Raw genomic sequence first — 25,624 nt, 5'->3', positions numbered from 1 at the left:
TTTTAAATTCGTCTTTTTAGTTTAGTAAAAATATAAAGGAACATCATGAGTAAACCAGTAGTGTTAAGTGGCATTCAGCCAACCGGTGGTATGACAATAGGCAACTATGTTGGCGCTATTAACCAGTGGCTTAAGCTACAGGAAGACCACGAAAGTTTCTTTATGTTAGTTGATTTACACGCTATTACAGTACGCCAAGATCCTGAGCAACTACGCTCGCGCGTGCTTGACGGTATTGCGCTGTATGCTGCATGTGGTATCGACCCAGAAAAAGCGGCGTTATTTGTACAATCTCAAGTGCCAGAACATGCACAGCTTAGTTGGGTTTTAAACTGTTACGCGCAAATGGGTGAGCTTAACCGTATGACGCAGTTTAAAGATAAGTCTTCTAAGCATGCTAATAACGTTAATGTGGGTTTATTCTCTTACCCTGTACTGCAAGCTGCAGACATCTTGCTATACCAAGCGGATCAAGTGCCAGTGGGTGAAGATCAAAAACAACACCTTGAGTTAACTCGTGATATTGCAACACGTTTCAATAACCTATACGGTGACGTGTTCAAACTACCAGAGCCATACATTCCTGAGTTCGGCGCACGTGTAATGAGTTTACAAGATCCGCTCAAGAAAATGTCTAAATCAGATGAAAATCCAAACGGTTACATTATGTTATTAGATGAGCCGAAGAAGATTGAAAAGAAACTGAAAAAAGCAGTAACCGATTCAGACGAGCAAGCTCGTATTTATTTTGATCGTGAAGAAAAACCAGGTGTATCAAACCTACTTACTTTATTATCAGTGGCCACTAAGCGCTCAATTGAAGACTTAGTGCCTGAATATGAAGACAAAATGTATGGTCACCTGAAAAAAGACACTGCAGCAGCGGTCGTTAATATGATTGAGCCAATTCAAGCACGCTTTAAAGAAATTCGCGAAGATCAGTCATTACTTGATAGCATTATGAAATCAGGTGCTGAAAAAGCGAGTATCCGCGCTGAAAAAACATTAAAAGCAGTCTACGATGCGGTAGGTTTTATCCCTCGCCCGTAAGCTTGTGATAAATTATTGAAATAAAAATACCGCTTGATAGCGGTATTTTTTTAGCTATTAAAAGCTAAGCGCCATTAATACTGTAAATAAACAGATAAGTGCAGCAGCGGTTTTGTCTGTTTTTTCCATTTTTTATTTCTCACCTGTGTTCAATTGTTTAATTACATAACCTTTATTTTTTAATAAGCCTAACAAGCTATCTTCACCAGCTAAGTGGGCTGTGCCAACGAGCAGTAACTCTTTTTGCGAATTAGTAAAATAATTTTCAATGTGACCAAGCCAAGTTAGATTTCGTTGCTTGATCAACATTTGGTAAGTATTAGGGTCATGTTCTTGTAAAGGCATAAGAGTAAGTTCATCTATTGCTTGCATATCGCCATTTTTCCATGCATTAAGTATTGCGATGTACAGTGCTTGGTAACTAGAAATTTGCGTTAATAGTGACTCAATAAAGGCATTTTCGTCTTGGCTACCTACTTGTTTAAACAGGTCTAATTGAAAAGCCACGGTCTCTAGATAAGCGACTTCTTTTTTATCTCGCTTAGCCAATTTCGCGAAGTAACTATCAACACCTTCACCCATAAGTTGTTGCTTTTGAAGTTCTAGCGACATGATTAGCACGCTTAACATAAAGGGGCGAAAGCTATCGAGTTCGCTGAGTTTCATATCATACTGGGCAAGTTGTTCTTCTAGTTGCTGTTTCACCTTTGCTGATAACTTGCTACTCAGTGTTTCGCCAGCTTGATAACTAAGAGTTTTAAGCATAGTGAGTTGTGCTGAGCTATCGCTTGGTGCGGGCACATCAGTTTCAAGTACTAAGATATCAGCCTGTTTATACGCTTGATTAAATTCATCAGGAAGGGGGAGTTCCTTGGGCGGCAAAACGTGGATTGAACCAGCAACATATATAAATTCATCACCTTTACTAACTTTCCATACGGCACTTTTTGCTGCACCAAAACCACTTATTAATAGGCCTGTCGCAGCAATTGATGAGATTAGCAAGTGTCGAGTTAGTGTTTTCATTATTTAAGCCTGTTAATTTAAAGAAGCTTGCTCAGCATGCTGAGCAAGCCAAGTATTACTTATTCAGTTGTTGCTCAATTTGCTGATCAATTTTATTGTTCATTTGCTCAATAGATGCTTCGATAGAGGTCTCTAATTGCTTGTTTAGCTTTTGAGTACCTTGAGCATTAAGTAAGGTATTCGTTGATGTAATAATGATTGCAGTGACCGCTAAAAGTGACATCATTTTTAAGACTGAGTTAGCCATAATTTAATTCCTTTAATTGGTTGATTAGTTTTATCAGCGAAGCAAAATTGGTTGGTAGCCCGTTGATGCAAACTACAATAGCGAGGAAAGCTGCTAGAGTCGCTTATCTAGTTCTAAGCAATTTATATATAAGGTTTGAAAATATTAATTTGAATATTTTCAATGGTTTAAGTTTAATTCTTATGAGAGGAAATAAGGTTTTAAATCATTTAATTTTTGCGGTTTTGTCTTTTGATGATAGTTTGGATGCAGCAAATAGGAACTTGGAGGTTTTGATATGGGTTTTAAAGTAAAACATTATGCGGCTAAAACTGTACCTGCGAATAGCTCATTAGAATGGGAGCTAATCTTAACTGAGCTTATCATTGGTAGCCTTTGTGCTGCATTCGCAAAGATCGGCTATGATGCCGCTATGTTACTTATTTTTATACCTAATTTAGTAATCGCCTTAGTTTGCTTTGGCTTTATTGGGCTTTCGATATTTCACTTCATAAGAGAAAAACGCAGTAAGCCAAGTGAGTAGTATAGATTGCTGCGCTATTTTTCTACTGGGGTAACGCCTGGCGAGTCGCACGCAATGACTTCAAATTGATAGCCATACTCAGCATGGTGATCAGGGGTTACTTGTACAATCTCATAATCATTCAGCTCAACGGATTTACTGTTTTCTGCTTTTAAACAGCGTGAATAACTATCGGCTTCAAAGCTGTAAGCAAACATGGCAATTAAACGTTTGCTACGTTCAAAGTAACCTTTGGTATCTAAAAATTGGCGAAGGTTTTCGGCGGTTTCGCCGTCAACTTCTACATCTACGTCTTGGCTTGGGGCTGAGCTTTGTGTATTTTCAGGAAGTTGTTGCTCGAGCTTTTCACCAAGTTCTTCGACTGCTTTTTGCTGTTCTTCACCTGATTCCTTGGCAATGACTTTACTATCCACAAAGGTGCTGACCATATTGTCGAGCACTTCTTCAGGTGGCTTATCATCAAGAAATGAAATTAAGTTAATAAAAACTACCGACGCTAAAACAAAGCGTACAATGGCAGTTAATAATGGTGAGTAGCTTTGACTAATAAACTTAACTCGCTCAGAGCCAAATGGCTTTATCAGCAATAAAACAAAAATATAAAAAGGTAAAAAAAGTTGAAATAACAATAAAGTACCTAGGGTTATTCCCATTGCCCAAGGTGGTAAATATAACAGGGTGGCAAAGTTATGTGTGTAGTTAAAGTGACTAGCTGAGACATGAGTTACATCATTAACTATGCCGCTTGCACCAGCTAATACAAAATTAGCGATACTGGCATAGAAGATTAAAATCAGTGCTTTGCCGGCAAGCGAGTGCCAAAGTTGGTTAAACTTGGGCCAAAACTCAATAACAAGCGCAATAATGGTGATGGTGGCACTTAACCAGCCCGATTGCAGAACAATCAGGCTGCTTAATGCTAAAAGATAGAGCTTTTGCGCGGTACTTAAGTTAAACCAAATGGCTTTTAACTGTTCAACCAGCCTCGTTTTATGAGGCTGCCAGCTACGTTGCTGTTGTTGAAACTGTTTATTAGCGCGCCATTTTGCAATTTTTAAATACCTACGCACGCAATATCCTTTTTATAGTAATGGTTTTAAGTACCTTCCTGTGTGTGAACGCTCACAATCGGCAACGTCTTCAGGTGTACCAGAAATTAAAATTTCACCACCGCCTGAGCCGCCTTCAGGGCCTAAATCGACAATCCAGTCTGCGGTTTTGATCACATCAAGGTTATGCTCGATAACAACAATGGTATTACCGTGATCGCGTAAGCGGTGAAGCACGACTAATAATTGCTGAATATCAGCAAAGTGTAAACCCGTAGTTGGTTCATCAAGGATATATAAGGTTTTACCTGTATCGCGTTTTGAAAGTTCGCGAGCTAGTTTTACACGCTGTGCTTCACCACCAGAGAGGGTAGTAGCAGCTTGACCTAAGCGAATATACGACAAGCCTACATCCATTAGGGTTTGCAGTTTACGTGCAATAGCCGGAATTTTATCAAAATAGTCACGGGCATCTTCTACGGTCATTTCGAGTACTTGGTGAATGTTTTTACCTTTGTACTGTACTTCGAGGGTTTCACGGTTGTAGCGCTGACCTTTACATACATCACAAGGTACATACACATCAGGTAAAAAGTGCATTTCTACCTTGATCACACCATCGCCTTGGCAAGCCTCACAACGGCCACCTTTAACGTTAAAGCTAAAACGGCCCACTTTATAGCCACGTGAACGGGCTTCTTGAGTACCCGCAAATAGCTCTCGAATACCGGTGAAAATACCGGTGTAAGTTGCTGGGTTTGAGCGCGGAGTACGGCCAATTGGGCTTTGGTCAATATCAATCACTTTATCAAAATGCTCTAGACCCTTGATTGACTTATACGGTGCCGCCTCTGCGGTCGTTGCGCCATTTAACTCGGTATGAGCCAGTTTAAATAAAGTGTCGTTGATAAGTGTCGATTTACCTGAGCCTGATACACCTGTGATACAGGTCATTAAACCAAATGGAATACGTAAATCAACGTTCTTTAAGTTGTTACCTGTGGCACCAAATAACTCAAGCCATTTGTCGGTAGTTTGATGGCGAGCCGCCGGTACTTCGATTTTCTTTTCGCCAGAGAGGTACTGACCCGTGATTGAATCTTTGCTAGCTAGAATATCGTCATGGGTACCTTGTGCAATAACATGGCCGCCATGAACACCGGCACCCGGGCCGATATCGATAATATGATCCGCAGCGCGAATGGCATCTTCGTCATGTTCAACCACAATAACGGTGTTGCCTAAATCGCGTAAGTGAATAAGGGTTTTTAGTAGGCGGTCGTTATCGCGTTGGTGCAAACCAATTGATGGTTCATCCAGTACGTACATAACACCAACAAGGCCTGCACCAATTTGGCTTGCCAAACGAATACGCTGAGCCTCACCACCAGAAAGGGTATCGGCACTTCGCTCAAGTGATAAATAATTAAGGCCGACATTGATTAAGAAAGATAAACGGTCGCGAATTTCTTTGAGAATTTTTTCGGCAATTTGTGCGCGCTGACCAGTTAAATTCAAGCCATCAAAAAATGCCATGCTTTCACCAATACTCATTGTGGTGATAGCTGGCAAGTTTGTTTGACCTATAAATACATGGCGAGCTTCTTCACGTAGTCGCGAGCCATGACAGCTCGGACACGCTTGGCTTGTTTGGTATTTAGCAAGCTCTTCGCGCACTGAGTTTGACTCGGTTTCACGGTAGCGGCGATTCATATTATTTAAAACGCCTTCAAACTCATGGTTACGCGTAATTAAGTCGCCACGGTCGTTACGATAGTTAAAGGCAATTTTAGTTTTGCCAGAACCTTCAAGAATTACCTTTTTGGCCTCTTTACTAAGCTCTTGGAAAGGCACTTCTAGGTCAAACTTATAGTGCTCTGCGACAGCTTGCAGCATTTGGAAGTAATAAAAGCTGCGTTTGTCCCAGCCTTTAATTGCACCGCCCGATAAACTTAGCTCTGGATTTTGTACAACACGGTTTGGATCAAAATACTGACGCACACCTAAACCATCACAGCTTTGACACGCACCTGCCGGGTTATTAAACGAGAATAAACGCGGCTCAAGTTCACTCATAGCGTAGCCACACGTTGGGCATGCAAAATTAGCAGAAAACAGCATATCTTCGCTGAGTGAATCGTCCATTGCCGCTACATGGGCAATACCACCTGATAGCTCAAGGGCTGTTTCGAATGATTCAGCTAAACGCTGTTGTTGGCCATCTTTAACTTTAAAACGGTCAACCACGACCTCGATAGTATGCTTTTTATGAAGCTCAAGGGTCGGTGGATCTGATAAGTCACAGACTTCGCCATCGATACGGGCGCGAATGAAGCCTTGACTTGCGAGTTGCTCAAGCAGCTTAACGTGCTCACCTTTACGATCTTTTACCACTGGCGCTAATAGCATTAGCTTACTTCCTTCAGGAAGCGCTAAAACCGTATCGACCATTTGGCTGATCGTTTGTGCTGCAAGTGGCAAGTCGTGAGTAGGGCAGCGAGGCTCACCTACACGGGCAAATAATAAACGTAGGTAATCGTAAATCTCGGTAATTGTACCGACCGTTGAACGCGGGTTATGCGACGTTGATTTCTGCTCGATAGAGATAGCCGGCGATAAGCCTTCGATGTGATCAACATCGGGTTTTTCCATTAGTGATAAGAACTGTCGTGCATACGCTGACAGTGACTCAACATAACGACGTTGCCCTTCTGCATACAAAGTATCAAACGCTAATGACGATTTCCCTGAACCAGATAGGCCAGTGATAACTATCAGCTTATCACGGGGAATGGTTAGGCTGATGTCTTTTAAATTGTGCGTACGGGCGCCTCGGACTTCAATGTTTTCCATGCTATCTCGTTTTATTACCTAATTATTTTTTCAGTATCTCATAATACGCGATAAGATTAATCCTTGATCAAAGAAAAAATCATCACTTACAGGTGATTATTTAGTTTTCGCTTGTGGTAGAATCCACGCTCAAATTTTAATAGACAGCAAGATCAGTAATTCATGACAGCATCTTCACTCAACTCTCGAGAAAAACGCGCTGCCGTTTCGTTGGCGAGCGTCTTTGCATTCCGTATGCTTGGCCTATTTATGCTGATGCCAGTATTGGCTATCTATGGGCAGCAATTAGAAGGGTTTTCGCCGCTTTGGATTGGCTTTGCTATTGGTGCTTATGGTTTAACGCAAGCCGTGTTGCAAATCCCTATGGGTTGGTTGTCTGATAAAATTGGTCGTAAAAAAGTGATTATTGGTGGCCTTTGTGTGTTTGCACTTGGCTCTGTAATTGCGGCAACCGCTGAGTCTGTGCAAATGGTTACGCTTGGGCGTGCACTTCAAGGCATGGGGGCGATTGCCAGTGCCTTATTGGCGCTTGCTTCTGATTTAAGCCGTGATGAACAACGTCCGAAAGTTATGGCCGTGATTGGTATGTGTATTGGTATGAGCTTTGCCGTTGCTATGCTACTAGGGCCTATTGTTGCTGCATCGTGGGGAGTTGCTGGGGTATTTTGGCTTACCGCAGGATTGGCCATTTTAGGTATTTTAATTGTGTTGTTTTTGGTGCCTAATGCTGTCAATAAGGCGCCAAAAGGTGACACACTTGCTACGCTTGATGATATTAAGCAACTGATTAAACACCCACAATTAGCACGCCTCGATTTTGGCGTAATGCTGCTTCATCTTACATTAACTACCGTATTTGTAGCCTTACCAGGCCAACTGATAAAAGACGGCTTAGTCGCAGACCATCATTGGTATTTATATATCCCTGTGCTGTTTTTAGCGTTTTTCTTGATGGCACCAATGATGATTGTGGCTATTCGTAAAGAAAAAGAAAAACAAGCCTTTATTGGCTCAATCGCACTGCTTGTTTTAAGTATGCTCGCGATGTCGTTATGGGTTGATTCGGTGATTGGCATCGGTATTTGTATGTTGGTTTACTTTATTGCTTTTAATTTTTTAGAAGCAACCATGCCTGCACTTGTTTCGCGTATTGCCCCAGCAAACCAGAAAGGTTCTGCGATGGGGGTATTTTCATCTACGCAGTTTTTTGGTGCCTTTTTAGGTGGTTTATTAGGGGGTTACGTTGCTCAAGCATTAAGTGCGCAAGCAGTGTTTGCGGCGGCGGCACTTGTTGGGGTAATATGGCTTATCCTTGCTTGGAATATGCAAGTCCCACCAAGAAGTAAAATAATTAGCTTAATGACTGAATTAAGTTCAGAGCAGCAGGCACAAGCGCTTGCTTCTCGTCTTGTTGCTTTACCGGGCGTAATTGAAGCAACGGTTGTCTGTGATGAAAATCGCAGCTATTTAAAGATTAATGATAAAGAATTTGACCTAGACCAAGCACGCAAAGTGGCTGGTTTAATCTAACGTTTTATAGGAGAAGTTCCATGGCACGCGGTGTGAACAAAGTTATCTTGGTTGGTAATTTAGGCCAAGATCCAGAAGTACGTTATATGCCTAATGGCAATGGCGTAGCGAATATCAGCATTGCTACGACAGATAGCTGGAAAGATAAAAACACAGGGCAAATGCAAGAGCGTACTGAATGGCACCGTGTCGTGTTATTTGGCAAACTAGCAGAAGTTGCTGGTGAATACCTTCGTAAAGGTTCACAAGTGTACATCGAAGGTCGTTTACAAACGCGTAAATGGACTGATCAATCAGGCCAAGAAAAATACACTACAGAAATCGTGGTAGACATGGGCGGTCAAATGCAAATGTTAGGCGGTCGTGGTGAGCAGCAAGGTGGTGGCGGTGGCTATCAAGGTGGTCAATCACAAGGCGGTTACCAAGGTGGTCAGCAACAAGGTGGCGGTTACGGCGGTGGTGCACAGCAATCACAAAGCAATAACAGCTATGCTCCACAGCAACAGTCTGCGCCAGCACAGCAGCAACAGCGTCCACAACAGCAGTCTGCACCGCAGCAGAGCAATAACCAATATGGTGGCGGTTATGGTCAGCAGCAAAACAATGCACCTCAACAAGGTGGTTTTGCTCCTAAGCCTCAAAATGCCCCACAAGGCGGCGCATCAAATCCAATGGAACCACCAATCGACTTTGATGACGATATCCCGTTCTAATTCACAATATAATTAGATTGTAGAGTTAATTTTTAAAACCCAGCTTAGTTGCTGGGTTTTTTATTTACGCAATACTTCGTAATCACTACTTTTGTTTGGGTTGTGTTGATTACAAAATAATTCTCATTAACTCTTTTTGCTAGGTGTTTAAAATTACAAAACTTTTGACAGCGCTGGTTATAGGATATTTCTGATATTGCTTTAAATCGCCTCGCAGCCTTGTATTTATAGGGTTCTTGAACAACACTTTGTGTATGTTTAAGCAACTAACCTGTGAAATGAAACGAGACTTAACTTCACGAATAAAGCAACCGGAGGCCATCTACGTGGCGGCCGCATTTTTGCTGTTAGTTGTTTTTAATATTTTTTTAAGTGATGTGTTACACGACAAAGTGCACCGAACAGGCACTGAACTAGCCAAGCAGGTGTATGAGCTGAACCTTGATCCGGTTGTGTCGCAAGATATCATTGCCACATTAGTTAAAAGCCAAGGCTTTGCAATGAATGCTAGCGACGTTCCGCAAAACTTTGCGAATTTCATCGATCTTGAGCAGGAGGTTTTTAGCTATAAGACCGTTAATTTACGCTTATTTCATTGGCCTTCATGGTTAGTTGAAAGTCACTTATTTATATTTTTAAATTTAATATTGCTTGGCACTGGGTATTGGGGTTTCCGTTGGTGGAAAAAAATGTTCAAGCAATTAGAAACCTTAGAGCAGCCACAAATACAAAGCCAAGAGCAGCAAGTGGTTGAGGCACCGCCAAAGCAGTTAACATCCCCAAAACCATTAGCGCACCAAGATTTGAATATCTTATATGGTGTGCCAACTAATTATAATCATTTGTTTGCACTATTTTTTTGGAAAAGCCCGTTTCCTGCTAACCTTGATATCGATAACTACTTTAAATTAGTGATTGCTAAAGGCTTTGGTGAGCTCGTAAATCGCTCTGTTAAATTACTGCCTTCTGGCGGTATCGCTGTCACCTTAAATAATGTACCTGCCACTGAAATTGATAAATACACAAAGCGACTACATCAAGTTATCTATCAAGCTTGTCTAAATTACCGTAGTGATTTGTCTCGCGCTGATATAAAAATTGGTGTGTGTAATTACCGCACAGGGGCTGATCAGGCAGTGGTTTATCAGCTTACTAAATCGGCATTAGCACTGGCGAAACAAAGCGCTTGGCAGCATATTCATCGCTTACCTTTTGGTCACACGCAGTCAAACATGCTGGCTGATAGCAAAGAACATCTTTTTGAGTATATAAAGAAAAAACACTTTATGTTGTTTTTTCAGCCGTTATTTGACTTGCAAACGGGCGATATTTTGCAGCATGAGGCATTGATCCGTATTCGACACAAAAGCTTAGGTTTGCTTGCTGCTAGGCACTTTATTCCACACATGAGTAGTAAAAAAGATGTTTTACTGTTAGATAAAACCGTAATTTTACAAGTAAAAAAGATGTTGTTGAATGAGTCTGGTAGCTTAAAGGTAAGTATTAACTTGCATGCGATGAACTGGTTCAATGATGAGTTTTGGGATTGGTTAAATCAGCAGACAGATGACTTTAAGTGTATCGACAGGTTGCAATTTGAACTCAGCGAAGATGATTATTTAAAACAGCATAAAAAGCTTAGTACACAGTTCGAGTGTTTAGAAAAACTCTCGGCAGGTATAGTTATTGATAATGTGCGCAGCAGTGAGCACCTAGCGACCTACAAAGGCATTAATAACATTTGTAGTATTAAACTAGCTTTAGAGCTAATTCATAATATAGACACAAGTGCTCAGCAACAAAAAATTGTTAAGCAAATAATTACTAAAGGGGCAGAGCTAAACTTTCCTGTCTATGCAGTTGGAGTTGAAACACAGAACGAACTTGCGACCTTAAAAAACCTAGGTGTCATTGCTGCTCAAGGTTTTTACTTTGCCGAGCCATTACAAAAGCTGGCGGATATTACGCCCTATAGTTAGTCAATGAGGCCTCGGTACTTGAGGCCATTTAACCCTTGTAGCCCACCTGTATGGACTGCAATGATGTGCGAACCTTTAGCAAAGTAGCCTTGCTCTATAAGTTGCCATACAGCAAAGAGCATTTTACCGCTGTAAATTGGCTCAAGCGCAATAGTGTGTTGCTTGCTAAAAGTTTGGCAAAATTGCCACAAGTTATCGCTAAACTTTCCGTAGCCACCATCATGAAAGTCGCAAAGCAGCTGCCAGTTCTGTTGCTGATTTGCTTTATTACTTAGCTGCTTTATCTCATCAATTAAGTAGTGCGCTTGTTTCAGTACTGCGACACCTAACAGCTTTGTGTGCTGCGGTGCGCCTTCAATTAACCCCGCCAATGTACCGCCACTGCCAGTAGGGCAAACAATCACATCAGAACTTGGTAGGCTCTGTGCTAACTCTTTGCAACCTAAAAGCGCAGCTGCGTTGGTGCCGCCTTCTGGCAGTATGTAGGCATTAGGAAATTGTGCTTGCAATTGTGCTAGGTAAGTTTGGTCGTGCCTTAACCGGTAAGTAATTCGATTTACTGGGTGTAAGCTCATACCGCATTGCTTTGCGTAGTTGAGTGTTGGATTTGCTTCGTCTAGTTCAGGGCCGCGAATAATGCCGTGGGTTTTAAAACCAAATAGTTTACCCGCAGTTGCTGTGGCATGAATATGGTTTGAAAATGCACCACCAAAAGTGAGTAGTTCAGATTTCTTCTGCTGCTGCATGGCTTGCAAGTTAAATTTTAGCTTACGCCATTTGTTGCCACTAATTTGCGGGTGAATAAGATCATCACGCTTGATGCTGAGCTGAACTTTACGTGCCGCTAATAAGGGGTGATGAATTGTTTGTACTGGTGATTCAAAAGAACTATTCACGATATTATTTTTTAGTAAATAAACACGCCCAATTGTAGCAAAGTCATCTTAGAGATAGAAATTAGTCAATTAAACCAAAATGATTTTGTTATTTACTGGCATCAACTAAGGTAATAGAGGTAAACTGAGATAATAATTGAACAAAGCTTGTGTTTTGCCTTGCAAGTACATAGCATAAGAGTTTAATTATAAAAAATAATAATGACCAAATAATTGCCGCTTTTTGGGAATGGAATATATGCGAATTGCTCCTTTATCTCTGTTAATTTCAGTTAGTTTGCTAGCGACAAGTGCATTTGCACAAGATACAGCTACGGTAACTGGCATTGAATCAGAGATCAGTAAAAAACAAGCCGAATACGATAACTCGACCCTAATCCTCGAAAAACACCTAAAAGAAGAAAGTCAGTTACAAAAACAACTCGAATTATTGCGCGCCCGCTCAACTGAGCTAGATAAAGAAAAAAACCAAGCGCTAGATGCAATGAATGAGATGTATCGCCGACTGATTGATGACCCAACCCTTGATATCAGCAATGCGCAGTCGCGTTACCAAAAAGCTGTGGTTGATCATAAACAAAACAAAGATGATATTTCGATGCAATTGGCGGCAATTGCTTCGCATAGAAAAGATATCGAGCAAATTCGTGTATCAAAGCACACTCAACTGAATACCTTAGAAAGCTTAAAAGAGCAGTTAGCAACAGCACGTGTTGAGCGTTTACGTAACGAGTTTACACGTGAAGGCACGCTAGAAGTTAATCATACGATTAACTGTAAGCGTACCGAAACGCTTGCTGCCTGTGAGCAGCGTGGCCAACAAATGGGTTTACAAAAAGCCACTAAACGTTTTGTAGACCAGATTTTTGCTAACTTAACAGAAGAGCGTTTAGTTGAACCGAAACGTAACCTTGCCGGTGCACAGGTTAAGATTTTAAGTAGCCATGTCGTGAACAGTGCTTTTAGTGGTCAAGGTAACTACAACGTTAATTTAAGCGTGACCATGCGCGGTGATGTAAACAGCAGTCGTTTATGTAGCCTACTTAATTTAGACAATCGTTTTTGTGCAGATTATGGCACGCCTTTGGCCGGTAATTATCAAGCAAATTACGACGCAACGTATTCAGATAGTCAGTTAACATTCAGTAACTCTCAGGATAATAATCAAGTGGTCTCTGTATCACGTTTTAATGAGCAACCCGTAAGCGATTATTCTGTAAAAAAGCCAATTAAGGTTGAACCATTACCTGATCAAAATAAATCTAAAATGGTTGAATTAACACTGCGTTCAAATGTTTATGATGACGAAGTGTTTATTGATGGTGTGAGCTATGGTGCAACTAGGTTAACGACATCATTACCAAAAGGTTTTCATGATATTGAAATTCGCAAACGTGGCTACAAAAGCTATAAAGCGCGAATTGATCTGCGTAAAGCACAAACCATTAATGCAAACCTAGTTAAAGTGCCTGAGCCAGTTGTTGCTGAAGTGACAGCGGCACCAGAGCAACCTGTAACAGCACCTGTTGCAAGTATTGTTAATAAAACCAGTTCTGCCAGCATTGTAGTTATTCCCGCTGGTAAATTTAAGATGGGTGACATTAACGGCAATGGGTTAGCGAATGAGCGCCCAGTGGTAGAAAAAACCATTGCTAACTCATTTGCAATGCAAAGCAAAGAAGTAAGCGTTGGTGAGTATGAGCAATTCGTTGCGAATACCGGCTATAAAACAGAAGCAGAAAAAGATCGCGGCTGTGCATATTACTTAAATGGTGAACCAGTTTGGGAAGCTACTCTAAACTGGCGCAATCCGGGTTTTGATCAAGAAAGCGATTTCCCGGCGGTTTGTTTAACTTATAACGATGCCAAAGCGTATGCAGATTGGTTATCGGGTCAAACAGGCCAGTTATTTCGTTTACCAAACGAGGTTGAGTGGGAATACGCTGCACGTGCAGGTAAAGAAACTGAATACCCTTGGGGTAACGAAATTGGTAAAAATTTAGCGAACTGTGGCTGGTGTGGAAGCGAATGGTCAAACAGGAGCGCAGCACCAACAGGGTCGTTTTCTCCTAACGCATTCGGCCTATACGATACAGTAGGTAATGTGTGGGAATGGACAAACAAAAAGTCAGGGCAGTCTGATGTGGCTGTTCGAGGCGGTGCATGGAATTTTGCTCCAAGCCTAGCACGCGTTTCAACGCGCTTAATCTTAGCGCCAGATTTTCGTGCAAACTATATCGGTTTCCGTTTAGTACGCGAACGATAAGAATTTAAAAAGGAAGCAATGGATGCTTCCTTTTTTAGCAATTTAATTAAAGCAGTTGCGCTTTTTCATGATTAGCATGATAGAGTGAGAGCAGCTAATATAAGAACGAATTTTCAAAGGTCATCCAGCCTCATGTTTAAAAAACTCCGTGGTATTTTTTCAAACGATCTATCGATCGACTTGGGTACAGCCAATACCCTAATTTACGTAAAAGAAGAAGGTATTGTATTAAACGAGCCTTCAGTTGTTGCTATTCGTCAAGAGCGTGCTGGTGGCCCTAAGAGCGTAGCATCTGTCGGTACCGAAGCTAAGCAAATGTTAGGTCGTACACCGGGTAACATTAAAGCAATTCGTCCAATGAAAGACGGTGTCATTGCTGACTTCTACGTGACTGAAAAAATGCTACAACACTTTATCAAGCAAGTGCATAACAACAACTTTATGCGCCCAAGCCCGCGTGTTCTTATCTGTGTGCCTTGTGGTGCAACACAAGTAGAAAAACGTGCGATTCGTGAGTCGGCTATGGGTGCCGGTGCTCGTGAAGTTTATCTAATCGAAGAGCCAATGGCTGCGGCTATCGGTGCTGGCCTACCAGTGTCTGAAGCAACCGGTTCAATGGTTGTTGATATCGGTGGTGGTACAACTGAAGTTGCCATTATTTCTTTAAATGGTGTGGTTTACTCTTCATCTGTACGCATCGGTGGTGACAAGTTTGATGAAGCTATCATTAACTATGTACGTCGTAACTTTGGTAGCTTAATTGGTGAAGCAACTGCCGAAAACATCAAACATCAAATCGGTTCGGCTTTCAAAACAGATGAGCCAATTGAAATTGAAGTACGTGGTCGCAACCTAGCGGAAGGTGTGCCGCGTTCATTCACCCTTAACTCACACGAAATCTTAGAAGCACTGCAAGAGCCATTAATGGGTATTGTAAGCGCGGTAATGGTTGCTCTTGAGCAATCTCCACCAGAGCTTGCATCTGATATCTCTGCTCACGGTATGGTATTAACCGGTGGTGGTGCATTATTAAAGGATCTAGACCGTTTATTAATGGAAGAAACTGGTATCCCAGTTGTGGTTGCTGATGATCCATTAACCTGTGTTGCACGTGGCGGCGGTAAGGCACTAGAAATGATTGATATGCACGGTGGTGACGTATTTAGCTACGACTAATGAAGTTACTTTTTGGTCGTACCATCTCTTTGCAACTGCGGCTTTTTGTCGCAGTGCTTTTGAGTGTCGTGCTGATCGTGGGCGATCGCTACACGCAAGGTGGTACAACAATCCGCACCAGCCTAAACACTCTAGTTAGCCCACTCATTTACCTTGCCAACTTGCCCTATGAGCTATTTAGTATTGGCGCGAAGAATCTGCATACCCGCGAACAGCTTTTAACCGAAAACGAAGCATTAAAAAAGAAGCAGTTACTACAAAGCGAACAACTACAACAACTGCAATTTCTATCTCGTGAAAACGATAAATTACGTGCTTTACTCGGTTCATCGGCTAAGCAATCAAACCGTAAAATTATTGCACAAGTCCTCTCTGTTCACTCAAATCCGTATAGCCACCAAGTGGTTATTAACCGAGGTACAACCGATGGCCTAAGCGAAGGCCAAGCTGTGATTGACGAAATGGGTGTAGTGGGGCAAATCACTCAAGTGGGGTCAACTACTTCGCGCGTACTGCTGATGACAGATACAACTCATGCCACACCTGTGCGTATTTTACGTAACGATGTGCGTACCGTGGTTGAGGGCATTGGTAAAATTAACGTGGTAAAGCTTTCGCATGTACCGCATAGCCTTGATGTTCGCATTGGCGATATTTTGGTTACGTCTGGTCTTGGTGGTACCTTCCCAGAGGGTTATCCGGTTGCCGTGGTGACCGAAATTAACCGCGATGAAGGGCGTCCTTTTGCGCAAGTTTATGCTGAGCCAATTGCGCAACTTGACCGTATTCGCTTATTGGTTGTGCTGTGGCGTAATCAGCAGGAGAGCATCAGCAATGAATAGTCGTCACTCTTTGCTGATTGCTATCAGTATCTTTTTTGCATTGGTAATGGCACTAATGCCGTTACCAATTTCGTTTGAGCCATACCGCCCAGACTGGGTGTTAATGGTATTAATGTATTGGTCGTTAGCGGTGCCGCACCGTCTAAATATTGGCACAGCCTGGGTCGTTGGTTTATTAATGGACCTTGCATCAGGTTCGCCACTCGGTGTGAACTCACTGACTTATTCGGTGTGTATATTTATCACTGCGAGTAACTTCCAAAAAATTAGAAACTTTTCTTTATGGCAGCAAAGCATTTTAATTGCTTTGTTTTTAACGCTTTACCACCTCATGCAATTTTGGCTTAACCACTTTTTAATGGGCGTTTATTTTAGCCCGCATTATATGTGGCCAGTGCTAACCGGCATGCTTTGTTGGTGGTGGATATTCTTAATTTTGCGTAAATATCGCCGTCATTTCAGGATTAGATAATGCAAACCGCAATTTATTTGGCGTCTGCATCACCGCGCCGAAAAGAGTTGCTCAGCCAACTTGGCGTTGAGTTTTCTCAATTTAGCGTTGATGCTGATGAAAGCCAATTCCCAAACGAAGCCCCGCGTGACTATGTAGAGCGCCTAGCCAAACTCAAAGCACAATCGGGCGTTGCTATGGGTTACACCGACCGCCCAGTACTTGGCAGCGATACCGTGGTTGTCATTGATGATACCGCACTTGGTAAGCCGCTAGACCAAGCTGATTTTACCGCTACCATGAAGCGCTTATCTGGCCGTACCCATCAAGTGATGACGGCTGTGGCTATTGCTGATAGTGAGCAAGTAAAAAGCTGCCTTGTTGTCACCGATGTTACATTTAAACCACTCAGCGATGCTGAAATTGATGCCTACTGGCATAGTGGTGAGCCGCAAGATAAAGCCGGTGGTTATGGCATTCAAGGCTTAGGTGGCCGCTTTGTGAGTCATCTTTCGGGTAGCTATTTTGCGGTTGTCGGCTTACCTTTATATGAGACAGAGCAGTTATTAAACGAATTTTTAAGAGGGTAACATGAGCACCGAATTACTGATCAACGTTACACCGAGCGAAAGTCGCGTTGCGCTTATCGAAAATGGCGTACTGCAAGAAATCCAATTAGAGCGAATTGGCAACCTTGGCATAGTGGGCAATATTTACCTAGGTAAAATCAGCCGCGTACTACCGGGTATGCAGGCTGCGTTTGTCGATATTGGCTTAGAGAAAGCCGCCTTTTTACATGCATCAGACATTGTAAACAGTGCCTCAATTGTAGAAGGCGTTGACGAACAGCCAATCAAAAAAGTACAAGATATTCGAGAGCTTGTGCGCCAAGGTCAACATATCATGGTGCAAGTGGTTAAAGACCCGCTAGGTACCAAGGGCGCGCGCTTAACAACCGATATCACGATTCCTTCTCGTTATTTAGTGTTTATGCCAGATGCAACACATGTAGGTGTAAGCCAGCGTATTGAAACCGAAGAAGAACGTTCGCGTTTAAAGAAAATTGTTGCTGAATATGGTGATGATGACGGCAGCTTTATTGTTCGTACCGCAGCAGAAGGTGCATCTGAAGCAGAGCTACGTCACGATGCGGAATTTTTAAAAAAGCTGTGGCAAAAAATCGTCACTAAGCGCAAAAAAACCAGTAAAGAAAGTATCTTGCATGAAGACTTAACACTGGCGTTTCGTACTCTACGTGACTACGTAGGTGAAGACATGGAGCGTATTCGTGTTGATTCAAAACTAACCTATCAAGAGCTTAAAGAATTTACTGAAGAATTTGTGCCGCTGTTATCGGGAGCATTAGAATACTACCCGGGTGAGCGACCTATTTTCGATTTATTCGATGTTGAAACCGAGATCCAAAAAGCACTACATCGTAAAGTTGAGCTTAAATCGGGAGGTTATTTAATTATCGACCAAACCGAAGCGATGACAACCGTTGATGTAAATACCGGTGCGTTTGTTGGCCACCGTAACCTCGAAGAGACCATTTTTAATACTAATATCGAAGCAACCTCAGCGATTGCTCGTCAGCTACGTTTACGTAATTTAGGCGGCATCATTATCATCGACTTTATCGATATGATTAGTGATGAGCATAAACGCCGAGTATTGCATTCACTTGAATCTGCGCTTGCAAAAGATCGTGCAAAAGCCAACATAAACGGCTTATCTGCACTAGGCTTAGTAGAGATGACCCGCAAACGCACCCGCGAAAGCTTGGAGCACATTCTTTGTGATGTGTGTCCAGCGTGTTCAGGGCGCGGCTCGCAAAAAACGGTCGAAACGGTTTGCTACGAAATCTTGCGTGAAATCGTGAGGGTAAACCGTGCCTATGCAGCTGATAAGTTCATGGTTTACGCAGCGCCTTCGGTAAGTGAAGCATTGATCAACGATGAGTATCACAACCTTGCTGAGCTGGAACTATTTATTGGTAAGCAAGTCAGTATTCAAACAGAAAGTTTATACAACCAAGAACAGTTTGATGTGGTAATGATGTAATGAAGGCAAAAACGGTCTGCTTTTATTGTTTACGTAAGTTATGGCAAGTATTTGCTATTACTCTCGTACTGCTGGCCGTAATTGTCTCTGTGGTAAAGTATTCACTGCCATACGCGAATGACTATAAAGATGACATTGAAGCGTTTTTGTATGAACGTTTTGATGTAAATTTAGCGATTGGCTCAATCTCAGCCAGTTGGCAGGGGAAAGGGCCCGCCTTAGTCATCGAAGATATTTCCTTTGAAGATAACCAAACCTCACCCATTGCACTCACCATTGATAAAGCGAGCCTTGAAGTTAACTTATGGGAATCGGTAAAAACCCGTCAGCTTAAATCGAGCTACTTTGTGATCAATGGTTTTCATGCTGATGTCGATTTACCAACGATGCTTGATTTAGGCAATAATCAACAATCTGGTAACTTTGAGCAAAAAGAACTTATCGAAGGTTTGTTTCTTGGTGAAACAGGGCACTTTGCAGTGCAAGATAGTAGCCTTAACTTTATCCTCAATGATGGTAAAGAGCGTAAGCTCATTCTTGAAAACATTGTCTGGCAAAATACTCCTGAGCAACATCAAGGCTCAGGTACATTAGCGTTACCAGGAATTTCTGTTGGTAGCTTTGACGCCCGTATGGCATTGAATGGGTCGACTCTTGAAACCATGGCAGGTGATATCTATGTGCAAGCGGCGAACGTTGATGTATCTAAATGGCTGGCACAATATATTAATACCGACAAGCAGCAGCTTAATTCCGACATCAACTTACAAACTTGGTTTAGCCTTGATAAAGGCCTGATCAGCGATGTAAAAGTGCAGTGGCTACCGAGTTTTATCAACTGGCAACAAAACCAAGAAGCGCATCAAATTAGTTTAAGCGAAGGTGGTTTTCATTTATTTCCAAAGCAAGGTGGCTGGCGCTTAAAAAGCACCGGACTTACCTTTGAAAGCGATTTAAAACAATGGCCAACCTTACAATTTGAAGCTCAGCTTGGCGATAAAAATCAAATTTGGTTAAAGCAATTTGATTTTGCATTGCTGGCCAAGTTATCGCAGTTAAGTAACTTTGAAGTACTTGCCCCGTTTTTAGCTCGTCAACCCAATGGTCAGTTAAGTGATGCCTACCTTGAGTTAGGTCAGCAGGATAACTGGCAACTTTGGTTTCAGGGCGAACAAATTAATTGGCTGTCGCTGCAAGGTGTTCCGGGTGGGCAAGCTATCCGCGTTAATGGCTTAATTAATCAATCAGCTGGGCGAATTCAGCTTTATGGCGAGAATAATCAACTATTAACAAACGGCAGCTTTAGCCAAGATATTGCCTATAACCAATTAAATGTAGAACTAGACCTTCATCATTACGATGATGGCTGGCGCATTAGTAGCGATAATATTTGGCTTGATAACGACGAAGTAACTGTGGCTGCTGAGATGATGCTCAGCCTGACTGATGAACCGCGGTTAGATTTATATGCTGAAGCCTATGCCCCTGATGCCAAAGTCGCTGGGCATTATTTTCCGTTACCTGTCATGAGCAAAAGCCTTGTTAGCTACCTCAATGGAGCCATTAAAGGTGGCGAAGTAAATAAAGCGCAAGTGTTGTTCTCAGGGCCATTTAAAGGGTTTCCGTTCAAAGAGCAGCAAGGTCAATTTGAAGTGTTAGCGAATGTTGAAAACGCGAACTATAAGTTTTCACCAAGCTGGCCAGAAGTTGAAGATGCCAACGTCATTTTACATTTCGAAAATGAGCGCATGGATATCTATAGCAAGTCGGGCAAGTTGGTTAATCTAGTCCTTGGCGATAGCGTGCATGTCAGTATTGCCGATTTAATGAATGCAGATGTCTTAAAAGTTGCTATTAATAAACGCGCCCATGGCGATAAGCTTAATCCCTTCTTTTCTGCGACTCCGTTAGCAAAACCGTTAGCTGATGTATTTGAGGTAGTTCAAGCGAAAGGGGAAGCGCAGGCTGAAATTGAATTACTAGTAGATCTAGAATCAGGTCATGTTGATGCGATTGGTGAAGTTGAGTTAGCTAATATTCCGATTTACCTTGCACAGCCTGGGATCACACTTAATCACATGACCGGTATTGTTAAGTTTAACAACGATAAAATCGACTTAAAAAATGCCAAAGCAGATTGGATGGGTATGCCGCTCACTGCAAGTTATAACAGTGAAAGTGTGGCTGATAACTATCGCGCTGAAATTGCTATAAAGTTAGCGCTTGAAGCTGAGCCTTTAATTGAACAGGCCCATGGTTTACTGGCCGGTTACTTAAGCGGCCAAAGTGATGTAGATATTAATGTGTCGCTTAACTTTTTACCGAATGACTTTAATTACCGCGCTGATGTGAGTGGTAATTTAATCGGTGTGACTAGCCAACTACCTGCACCTTATAACAAAGGCGCAGAGCATAAATGGCCATTAACTGCAGTGGTACAGGGCGACCGTATTTCTAATTTGATCACCGCAAATGTTGATGAGCAGTTATTTTTTAATGCGATTTTAGATAATGGCGAAAAGAAATTTAGTAATGCCCATTTAATTTTAGGTGCACAAGATTTAGGTTTGAATCGTGAAGGTTTTGCGGTATCTATTGATTTACCAGAAACCGAAATAGTGCCTTGGTTTGGCTTAATTGATCAAATTATTGCGCTTACCAAAGTTAAGTCAGATGCGCCAAGTGTGATGCCTGCATTCAACAACGTAACGGGCAAATTTAATAAACTGGCACTACACAATATCGACTTTAATGATTTTGAATTTCGCTTAGCGCCAAAACAATCAGATTTAGAGTTAAAGCTAAATGCTAAAGAATTACGTGCCGATGCACTGATCCCAACCGGTGAAACACGCAGACCAATTCAAATTTTTACTGACTATCTGCGTATTAATTTTAACGAAGTTGCAGAGCAAACAGAGCAAAGCACTGAACCTGAAGATTTAAGCTGGTTAACCCGAGTCCCAGCCATCGAGTTTAACTGTGAAGATTGTAAAGTCGCTGAGTATCAGCTCGATAAAATTAAAAGCAGCTTAGTTGGGGAGAACGATAAACTTTTGTTTACTGAGCTGGTCATCGACAAAGGCGATCACGTATTGCGCGGTAAAGGGCAATTTGCCCATGGGCAAACACGCTTTAGTGGTAACTTACAAAGTGACGATATTGGTGCGCTATTTGATGAGTTTGATATCACTACTACAGTAAAAGACTCTGACGCCAATATTAAGTTTGATCTTGCATGGCAAGGCGCCCCTTATAGCTTTGATGTACCAAGTTTAGCCGGTGAGTTAGATTGGCGTTTAGGTGAAGGGCACCTTGCTGAGATCAGTGATGGTGGTGCGCGAGTATTCTCATTACTGAGTTTAGACTCGTTAGTGCGTAAGCTGAAACTGGACTTTAGAGATGTATTCTCCAAAGGCTTTTTCTATAACAGCATGCAAGGCACGATGCAGCTAGAAAAGGGCATTGCTTACACTCAAGATACCAAACTTGATGGTGTGCCTGCTGATTTAACGATTAAAGGCCATACAAACTTAAATACCTTTGAAATTGATTACGATCTAGCGGTTGCGCCGCAGGTAACGTCGAGTATTCCAGTGATTGTGGCATGGATGGTTAATCCGGTAAGTGGTCTTGCTGCGCTGGCAATCGACAAAGTGATTCACTCAGCGCGGGTGATCTCAGAGATCAACTTTAAAGTAACAGGCAGTATGAACGACCCTGTTGTCGAAGAAGTTGATCGTAAGAGCCGTGAAGTGACGTTACCGCAAGCCGCGCAAAGCCAGCCGCAGTCGTCGACGCAACTAAAATTAAAAGATGCCGCATCTTCAGCGAGTTTAGATAATAATGAAGGCTAATCCTCACCCACAGGTTGTTGCAGTACAAATGTGCTCAAGTATGAATGCTGAGCAAAATCTCGCTTTTTTAGCAGAGACATTGAATCAGTTACCTGCAACTCGGCCATTGCTAGTGTGTTTACCTGAAAGTTTTTTGATCTTTAGTAAGCAAAGCCAAGCAAGCTATCAATTAGGTCACCAAAGTGAAGCATATAAAGCGAAACTTGCCGATTTATGCAAGCAACATGATATTTGGTTAGCCGCTGGCACCCTGCCTGTTTCGCAGCAAAATGGTAAGTATTTAGCAGCCTCGTTTTTATTTAACAACCAAGGCGATCTGGTTGCGCAGTACAATAAAATTCATTTATTTGATGTAGATGTAGCCGACACTACCCGCAGTTACCGAGAGTCTGATGCGACGCAAGCAGGCAATGATATTGTGGTGGTCGATTCGCCATTTGGTAAAATTGGCTTAGCAGTATGTTATGATCTACGTTTCAGTGGCTTATTCACCGCCATGCAGCGCCAAGGGGCTGAGCTTATTTTAGTGCCCAGTGCCTTTACCACAGTCACCGGCGCTGCTCATTGGCATATTTTATTAGCTGCGCGGGCAATCGAAACACAATGCTATGTGGTTGCCGCAGCGCAGTGGGGCGAGCATGAAAATGGCCGCCACACATATGGCCACAGCATTATTATTTCACCATGGGGAGAAACGCTCAGTGAGCTTGCCTCTGGTACCGGGTTTATCAGCCATGAGCTTGATTTAAACCGCTTGAATACAATTCGCCAAGACATGCCTGTGCAGTCTCAGCAACGATTTAGAGAGCATTTATTATGAACACGGTTGAACAGCATTTATTACATGACAGCCAATTAACAAGAGAAGAATTAGAAAAAACGCTCGCTTTTATTCATCAGCACCAAGTTGACTATGCCGACCTGTATTTTCAATCGAGCCATCACGAATCTTGGGTGCTTGAAGACGGTTTAGTAAAAGAAGGCTCATACAACGTTGAGCGTGGTGTGGGTGTGCGTGCTGTTAGCGGTGAAAAAACCGGTTTTTCATACTCAGATGCGATTAACCTTGAAGCGTTAAACAAAGCAGCAACGGCTGCGCGTAGCATTGCCAATGCTGGCGAAAACAAAACAATTCAGGTGTTCAGTGATGTAGCTGCTAAAGAGCAGTATGCGCCGCATCAGCCAATTCAAAGCATGAGCAACGATGACAAAGTAAGCCTGCTACGTGAACTTGAAAACTATATTCGTCAATTAGCGCCGGATGCTGAGCAAGTGATCAGTTCAATGTCGGCGGTTTATGAAGAAGTGTTAATTGCTGCAAGTGATGGCACCTTTGCCACCGATATTCGCCCGCTTATTCGCTTAAACTGCTCAGTGTTACTGGAGAAGAACGGCCGTCGTGAGCGCGGTGGTGCAGGGGGCGGTGCGCGTTTAGATTATGGCTATTTTAAAGAGTTAGTCGATGGCAAACCGCGCTGGATGGAATACGCCGAAGAAGCTGTTCGCCAAGCAAAAGTAAACCTAGAAGCAATCGATGCACCTGCCGGTAGCATGGAAGTCGTGCTAGGCGCAGGTTGGCCGGGTGTGTTACTACACGAAGCGGTAGGCCATGGCCTAGAAGGTGACTTTAACCGTAAAGGCGCATCAGCGTTTAGCGGTAAAGTAGGTCAAAAGGTGGCATCTGAACTGTGTACAGTCGTGGATGATGGCACCATTGCTGATCGCCGTGGTTCATTGAACGTGGATGACGAAGGGACACCAGCTTCGTATAACGTGCTTATTGAAAACGGTATTTTAAAGGGCTACATGCAAGATAAGCTAAATGCCCGTTTGATGGGTGTTAACCCTACTGGTAACGCACGCCGTGAATCGTATGCTCATTTACCTATGCCGCGTATGACCAACACCTATATGTTAGGTGGCGAGCACAGCCAAGCTGATATCATCAGCTCAGTGAAAAAAGGTATCTTCGCGCCTAACTTTGGTGGCGGCCAAGTGGATATTACGTCAGGTAAGTTTGTATTTAGTGCCTCTGAAGCCTACTTAATTGAAAACGGTAAAATCACGCAACCTATCAAAGGCGCAACACTGATTGGCAATGGCCCAGAAGTGATGCAGCAAATTTCGATGGTAGGCAACGACTTAGCGCTTGATAAAGGCGTTGGCGTATGTGGCAAAGATGGCCAAAGCGTACCTGTTGGTGTGGGTCAACCAAGCCTTAAAATTGATAACCTAACTGTGGGTGGTACGGCTTAATAATCCTCAATAATAGTTAAAATGAACGCGAGGGTAATCCCTCGCGTTTTTGTATTAGCTCAATAGCATCCATATACCTGCGGCAATCATAAATAAGTTTTCACTCAGAGAGATAAAGCCGAGCGGCACATTACTGTCGCCACCAACACAGGCGCATTTCAGCTCTCGTTTATCGATATACACAGCCTTAATAACTGATACCGCACCTATACCACCAATAAATAATGAAAATGGTGCTACAGCTAAGGCGGGTAATTTAGCCACCATACCTATCGCTACATACGCCTCTATAAATGGATAAACATAGGCGTAGGGCACGACACGCATGGCTAGTAAGTCATAGGTAATAAATGAGTTAGAAAAGCTGTATAAGTCTTGCAGCTTTTGTATCGCTAATACCGCCATGGATAATGCAACAAACAGCATCAGATTTTGCATAGAAAATAAAGCCTCACCACTGGCATAAGTGAAACCGCAGCTTAGTAGCATAGCTACTGCGAAAATGGCTAAAACAGGGGTATAACTGGTACCTTGTTGGCCAGCCTCGGGCAGATTAAAAAAGTCGCGTAAATCATCGTAACCACCAATGCGTTTATCATTGATAAAGGTTTGTGGTGTGGTTTTTACATCATGCTGCTGTTTGAATTCGTCAGTTTGCTCACGGCTGGTTAAGTGACGATCATCAACATCGTAACCATGACGCTCTAGTAAATCTTTTGATTTTAAACCGAATGGGCAAATATGCTCATCGGTCACCATGCGATATAAAATTGCAGACTTAGACACAGTGCCTCCTTGTAAAAATGCCTTGTTTACTGCGTAATAACTACTTAATTACACAGTAAA

At 42.5% G+C, this 25,624-nt stretch carries 20 protein-coding genes; 14 read left to right on the top strand and 6 right to left on the bottom strand.

The features are described from left to right. Nucleotides 1-45 precede the first annotated feature (45 nt). Nucleotides 46-1,050: a tryptophan--tRNA ligase gene (gene trpS, locus NO991_RS10060; RefSeq protein ID WP_054552798.1), complete on the top strand. Its 1,005-nt coding sequence runs from the start codon at nucleotides 46-48 to the stop codon at nucleotides 1,048-1,050. A 132-nt stretch (nucleotides 1,051-1,182) separates the two neighbouring features. Here trpS and NO991_RS10055 read toward each other — a convergent pair whose 3' ends face one another. Both NO991_RS10055 and NO991_RS10050 read right to left on the bottom strand, forming a co-directional pair. Then, nucleotides 1,183-2,076, bottom strand: a complete 894-nt coding sequence (locus NO991_RS10055; RefSeq protein WP_300362330.1) for a TraB/GumN family protein — start codon at nucleotides 2,074-2,076, stop codon at nucleotides 1,183-1,185. Between the two features lie 55 nt (nucleotides 2,077-2,131). Further along, nucleotides 2,132-2,323 carry a hypothetical protein gene (locus NO991_RS10050; RefSeq protein ID WP_138599271.1) on the bottom strand — a complete coding sequence of 64 codons (192 nt, stop codon included), beginning with the start codon at nucleotides 2,321-2,323 and terminating at the stop codon, nucleotides 2,132-2,134. A 277-nt stretch (nucleotides 2,324-2,600) separates the two neighbouring features. On the opposite strand from NO991_RS10050, the gene NO991_RS10045 reads away from it, so the two are divergent. Beyond that, nucleotides 2,601-2,846 (top strand): hypothetical protein, encoded by a 246-nt coding sequence (locus tag NO991_RS10045; RefSeq protein ID WP_130151675.1) that lies wholly within the window; start codon nucleotides 2,601-2,603, stop codon nucleotides 2,844-2,846. A 14-nt stretch (nucleotides 2,847-2,860) separates the two neighbouring features. On the opposite strand, the gene NO991_RS10040 is transcribed toward NO991_RS10045, so the two are convergent. Both NO991_RS10040 and uvrA read right to left on the bottom strand, forming a co-directional pair. Next, complete coding sequence (locus tag NO991_RS10040) at nucleotides 2,861-3,916, bottom strand: hypothetical protein (protein WP_300362324.1); 1,056 nt, start codon at nucleotides 3,914-3,916, stop codon at nucleotides 2,861-2,863. Nucleotides 3,917-3,928: 12 nt separating this feature from the next. Then, nucleotides 3,929-6,748: an excinuclease ABC subunit UvrA gene (uvrA, locus tag NO991_RS10035; protein ID WP_054552793.1), complete on the bottom strand. Its 2,820-nt coding sequence runs from the start codon at nucleotides 6,746-6,748 to the stop codon at nucleotides 3,929-3,931. Between the two features lie 162 nt (nucleotides 6,749-6,910). Between uvrA and NO991_RS10030 the strand changes: the two genes are divergently transcribed. The 3 genes from NO991_RS10030 (at nucleotide 6,911) to NO991_RS10020 (ending at nucleotide 10,970) form a co-directional block, all read left to right on the top strand. After that, nucleotides 6,911-8,278 (top strand): MFS transporter, encoded by a 1,368-nt coding sequence (locus NO991_RS10030; protein WP_054552792.1) that lies wholly within the window; start codon nucleotides 6,911-6,913, stop codon nucleotides 8,276-8,278. 20 nt (nucleotides 8,279-8,298) lie between these two features. Then, entirely contained in the window at nucleotides 8,299-8,991 is a 693-nt protein-coding gene (ssb, locus tag NO991_RS10025; RefSeq protein ID WP_054552791.1) for a single-stranded DNA-binding protein, read from the top strand. A gap of 326 nt (nucleotides 8,992-9,317) precedes the next feature. Next, nucleotides 9,318-10,970 carry an EAL domain-containing protein gene (locus NO991_RS10020; RefSeq protein WP_166338728.1) on the top strand — a complete coding sequence of 551 codons (1,653 nt, stop codon included), beginning with the start codon at nucleotides 9,318-9,320 and terminating at the stop codon, nucleotides 10,968-10,970. On the opposite strand, the gene NO991_RS10015 is transcribed toward NO991_RS10020, so the two are convergent. After that, a complete protein-coding gene (locus tag NO991_RS10015) occupies nucleotides 10,967-11,866 on the bottom strand; it encodes a 1-aminocyclopropane-1-carboxylate deaminase/D-cysteine desulfhydrase (protein ID WP_166338729.1) in 900 nt (299 codons plus the stop codon). The two genes, NO991_RS10020 and NO991_RS10015, sit on opposite strands and share 4 nt — an antisense overlap. Nucleotides 11,867-12,104: 238 nt before the next feature. Here NO991_RS10015 and NO991_RS10010 point away from each other — a divergent pair, with 238 nt between their 5' ends. The 9 genes from NO991_RS10010 to tldD all read left to right on the top strand — a co-directional run bounded on the left by NO991_RS10010 (nucleotide 12,105) and on the right by tldD (nucleotide 24,778). Then, complete coding sequence (locus NO991_RS10010; protein WP_138599266.1) at nucleotides 12,105-14,132, top strand: formylglycine-generating enzyme family protein; 2,028 nt, start codon at nucleotides 12,105-12,107, stop codon at nucleotides 14,130-14,132. A 132-nt stretch (nucleotides 14,133-14,264) separates the two neighbouring features. Continuing rightward, nucleotides 14,265-15,308 (top strand): rod shape-determining protein, encoded by a 1,044-nt coding sequence (locus NO991_RS10005; protein ID WP_054552787.1) that lies wholly within the window; start codon nucleotides 14,265-14,267, stop codon nucleotides 15,306-15,308. Beyond that, nucleotides 15,308-16,150, top strand: coding sequence for a rod shape-determining protein MreC (mreC, locus tag NO991_RS10000; protein WP_054552786.1), 843 nt, complete (start codon nucleotides 15,308-15,310; stop codon nucleotides 16,148-16,150). Before NO991_RS10005 ends, mreC begins: the two co-directional genes overlap by 1 nt. Further along, nucleotides 16,143-16,622, top strand: coding sequence for a rod shape-determining protein MreD (gene mreD, locus NO991_RS09995; RefSeq protein ID WP_054552785.1), 480 nt, complete (start codon nucleotides 16,143-16,145; stop codon nucleotides 16,620-16,622). The genes mreC and mreD overlap by 8 nt, the downstream gene beginning before the upstream one ends. Continuing rightward, entirely contained in the window at nucleotides 16,622-17,191 is a 570-nt protein-coding gene (locus NO991_RS09990; protein WP_138616160.1) for a nucleoside triphosphate pyrophosphatase, read from the top strand. The genes mreD and NO991_RS09990 overlap by 1 nt, the downstream gene beginning before the upstream one ends. A gap of 1 nt (nucleotide 17,192) precedes the next feature. Then, nucleotides 17,193-18,665 (top strand): ribonuclease G, encoded by a 1,473-nt coding sequence (rng, locus tag NO991_RS09985; RefSeq protein ID WP_054552783.1) that lies wholly within the window; start codon nucleotides 17,193-17,195, stop codon nucleotides 18,663-18,665. Further along, nucleotides 18,665-22,522: a YhdP family protein gene (locus NO991_RS09980; protein ID WP_371351971.1), complete on the top strand. Its 3,858-nt coding sequence runs from the start codon at nucleotides 18,665-18,667 to the stop codon at nucleotides 22,520-22,522. Before rng ends, NO991_RS09980 begins: the two co-directional genes overlap by 1 nt. After that, nucleotides 22,512-23,342: a carbon-nitrogen hydrolase family protein gene (locus NO991_RS09975; protein ID WP_138616166.1), complete on the top strand. Its 831-nt coding sequence runs from the start codon at nucleotides 22,512-22,514 to the stop codon at nucleotides 23,340-23,342. The genes NO991_RS09980 and NO991_RS09975 overlap by 11 nt, the downstream gene beginning before the upstream one ends. Next, a complete protein-coding gene (gene tldD, locus NO991_RS09970; RefSeq protein ID WP_371351970.1) occupies nucleotides 23,339-24,778 on the top strand; it encodes a metalloprotease TldD in 1,440 nt (479 codons plus the stop codon). Before NO991_RS09975 ends, tldD begins: the two co-directional genes overlap by 4 nt. A gap of 54 nt (nucleotides 24,779-24,832) precedes the next feature. Here tldD and NO991_RS09965 read toward each other — a convergent pair whose 3' ends face one another. Continuing rightward, on the bottom strand, nucleotides 24,833-25,564 hold the full coding sequence (locus NO991_RS09965; protein ID WP_187489758.1) for a glutaredoxin family protein: 732 nt from the start codon (nucleotides 25,562-25,564) through the stop codon (nucleotides 24,833-24,835). Nucleotides 25,565-25,624: the final 60 nt, after the last annotated feature.

Source organism: Pseudoalteromonas sp. DY56-GL22 (assembly GCF_041414715.1).
Lineage (GTDB): Bacteria > Pseudomonadota > Gammaproteobacteria > Enterobacterales > Alteromonadaceae > Pseudoalteromonas > Pseudoalteromonas simplex.
This window is presented reverse-complemented; position numbering and strand designations above follow the sequence as displayed.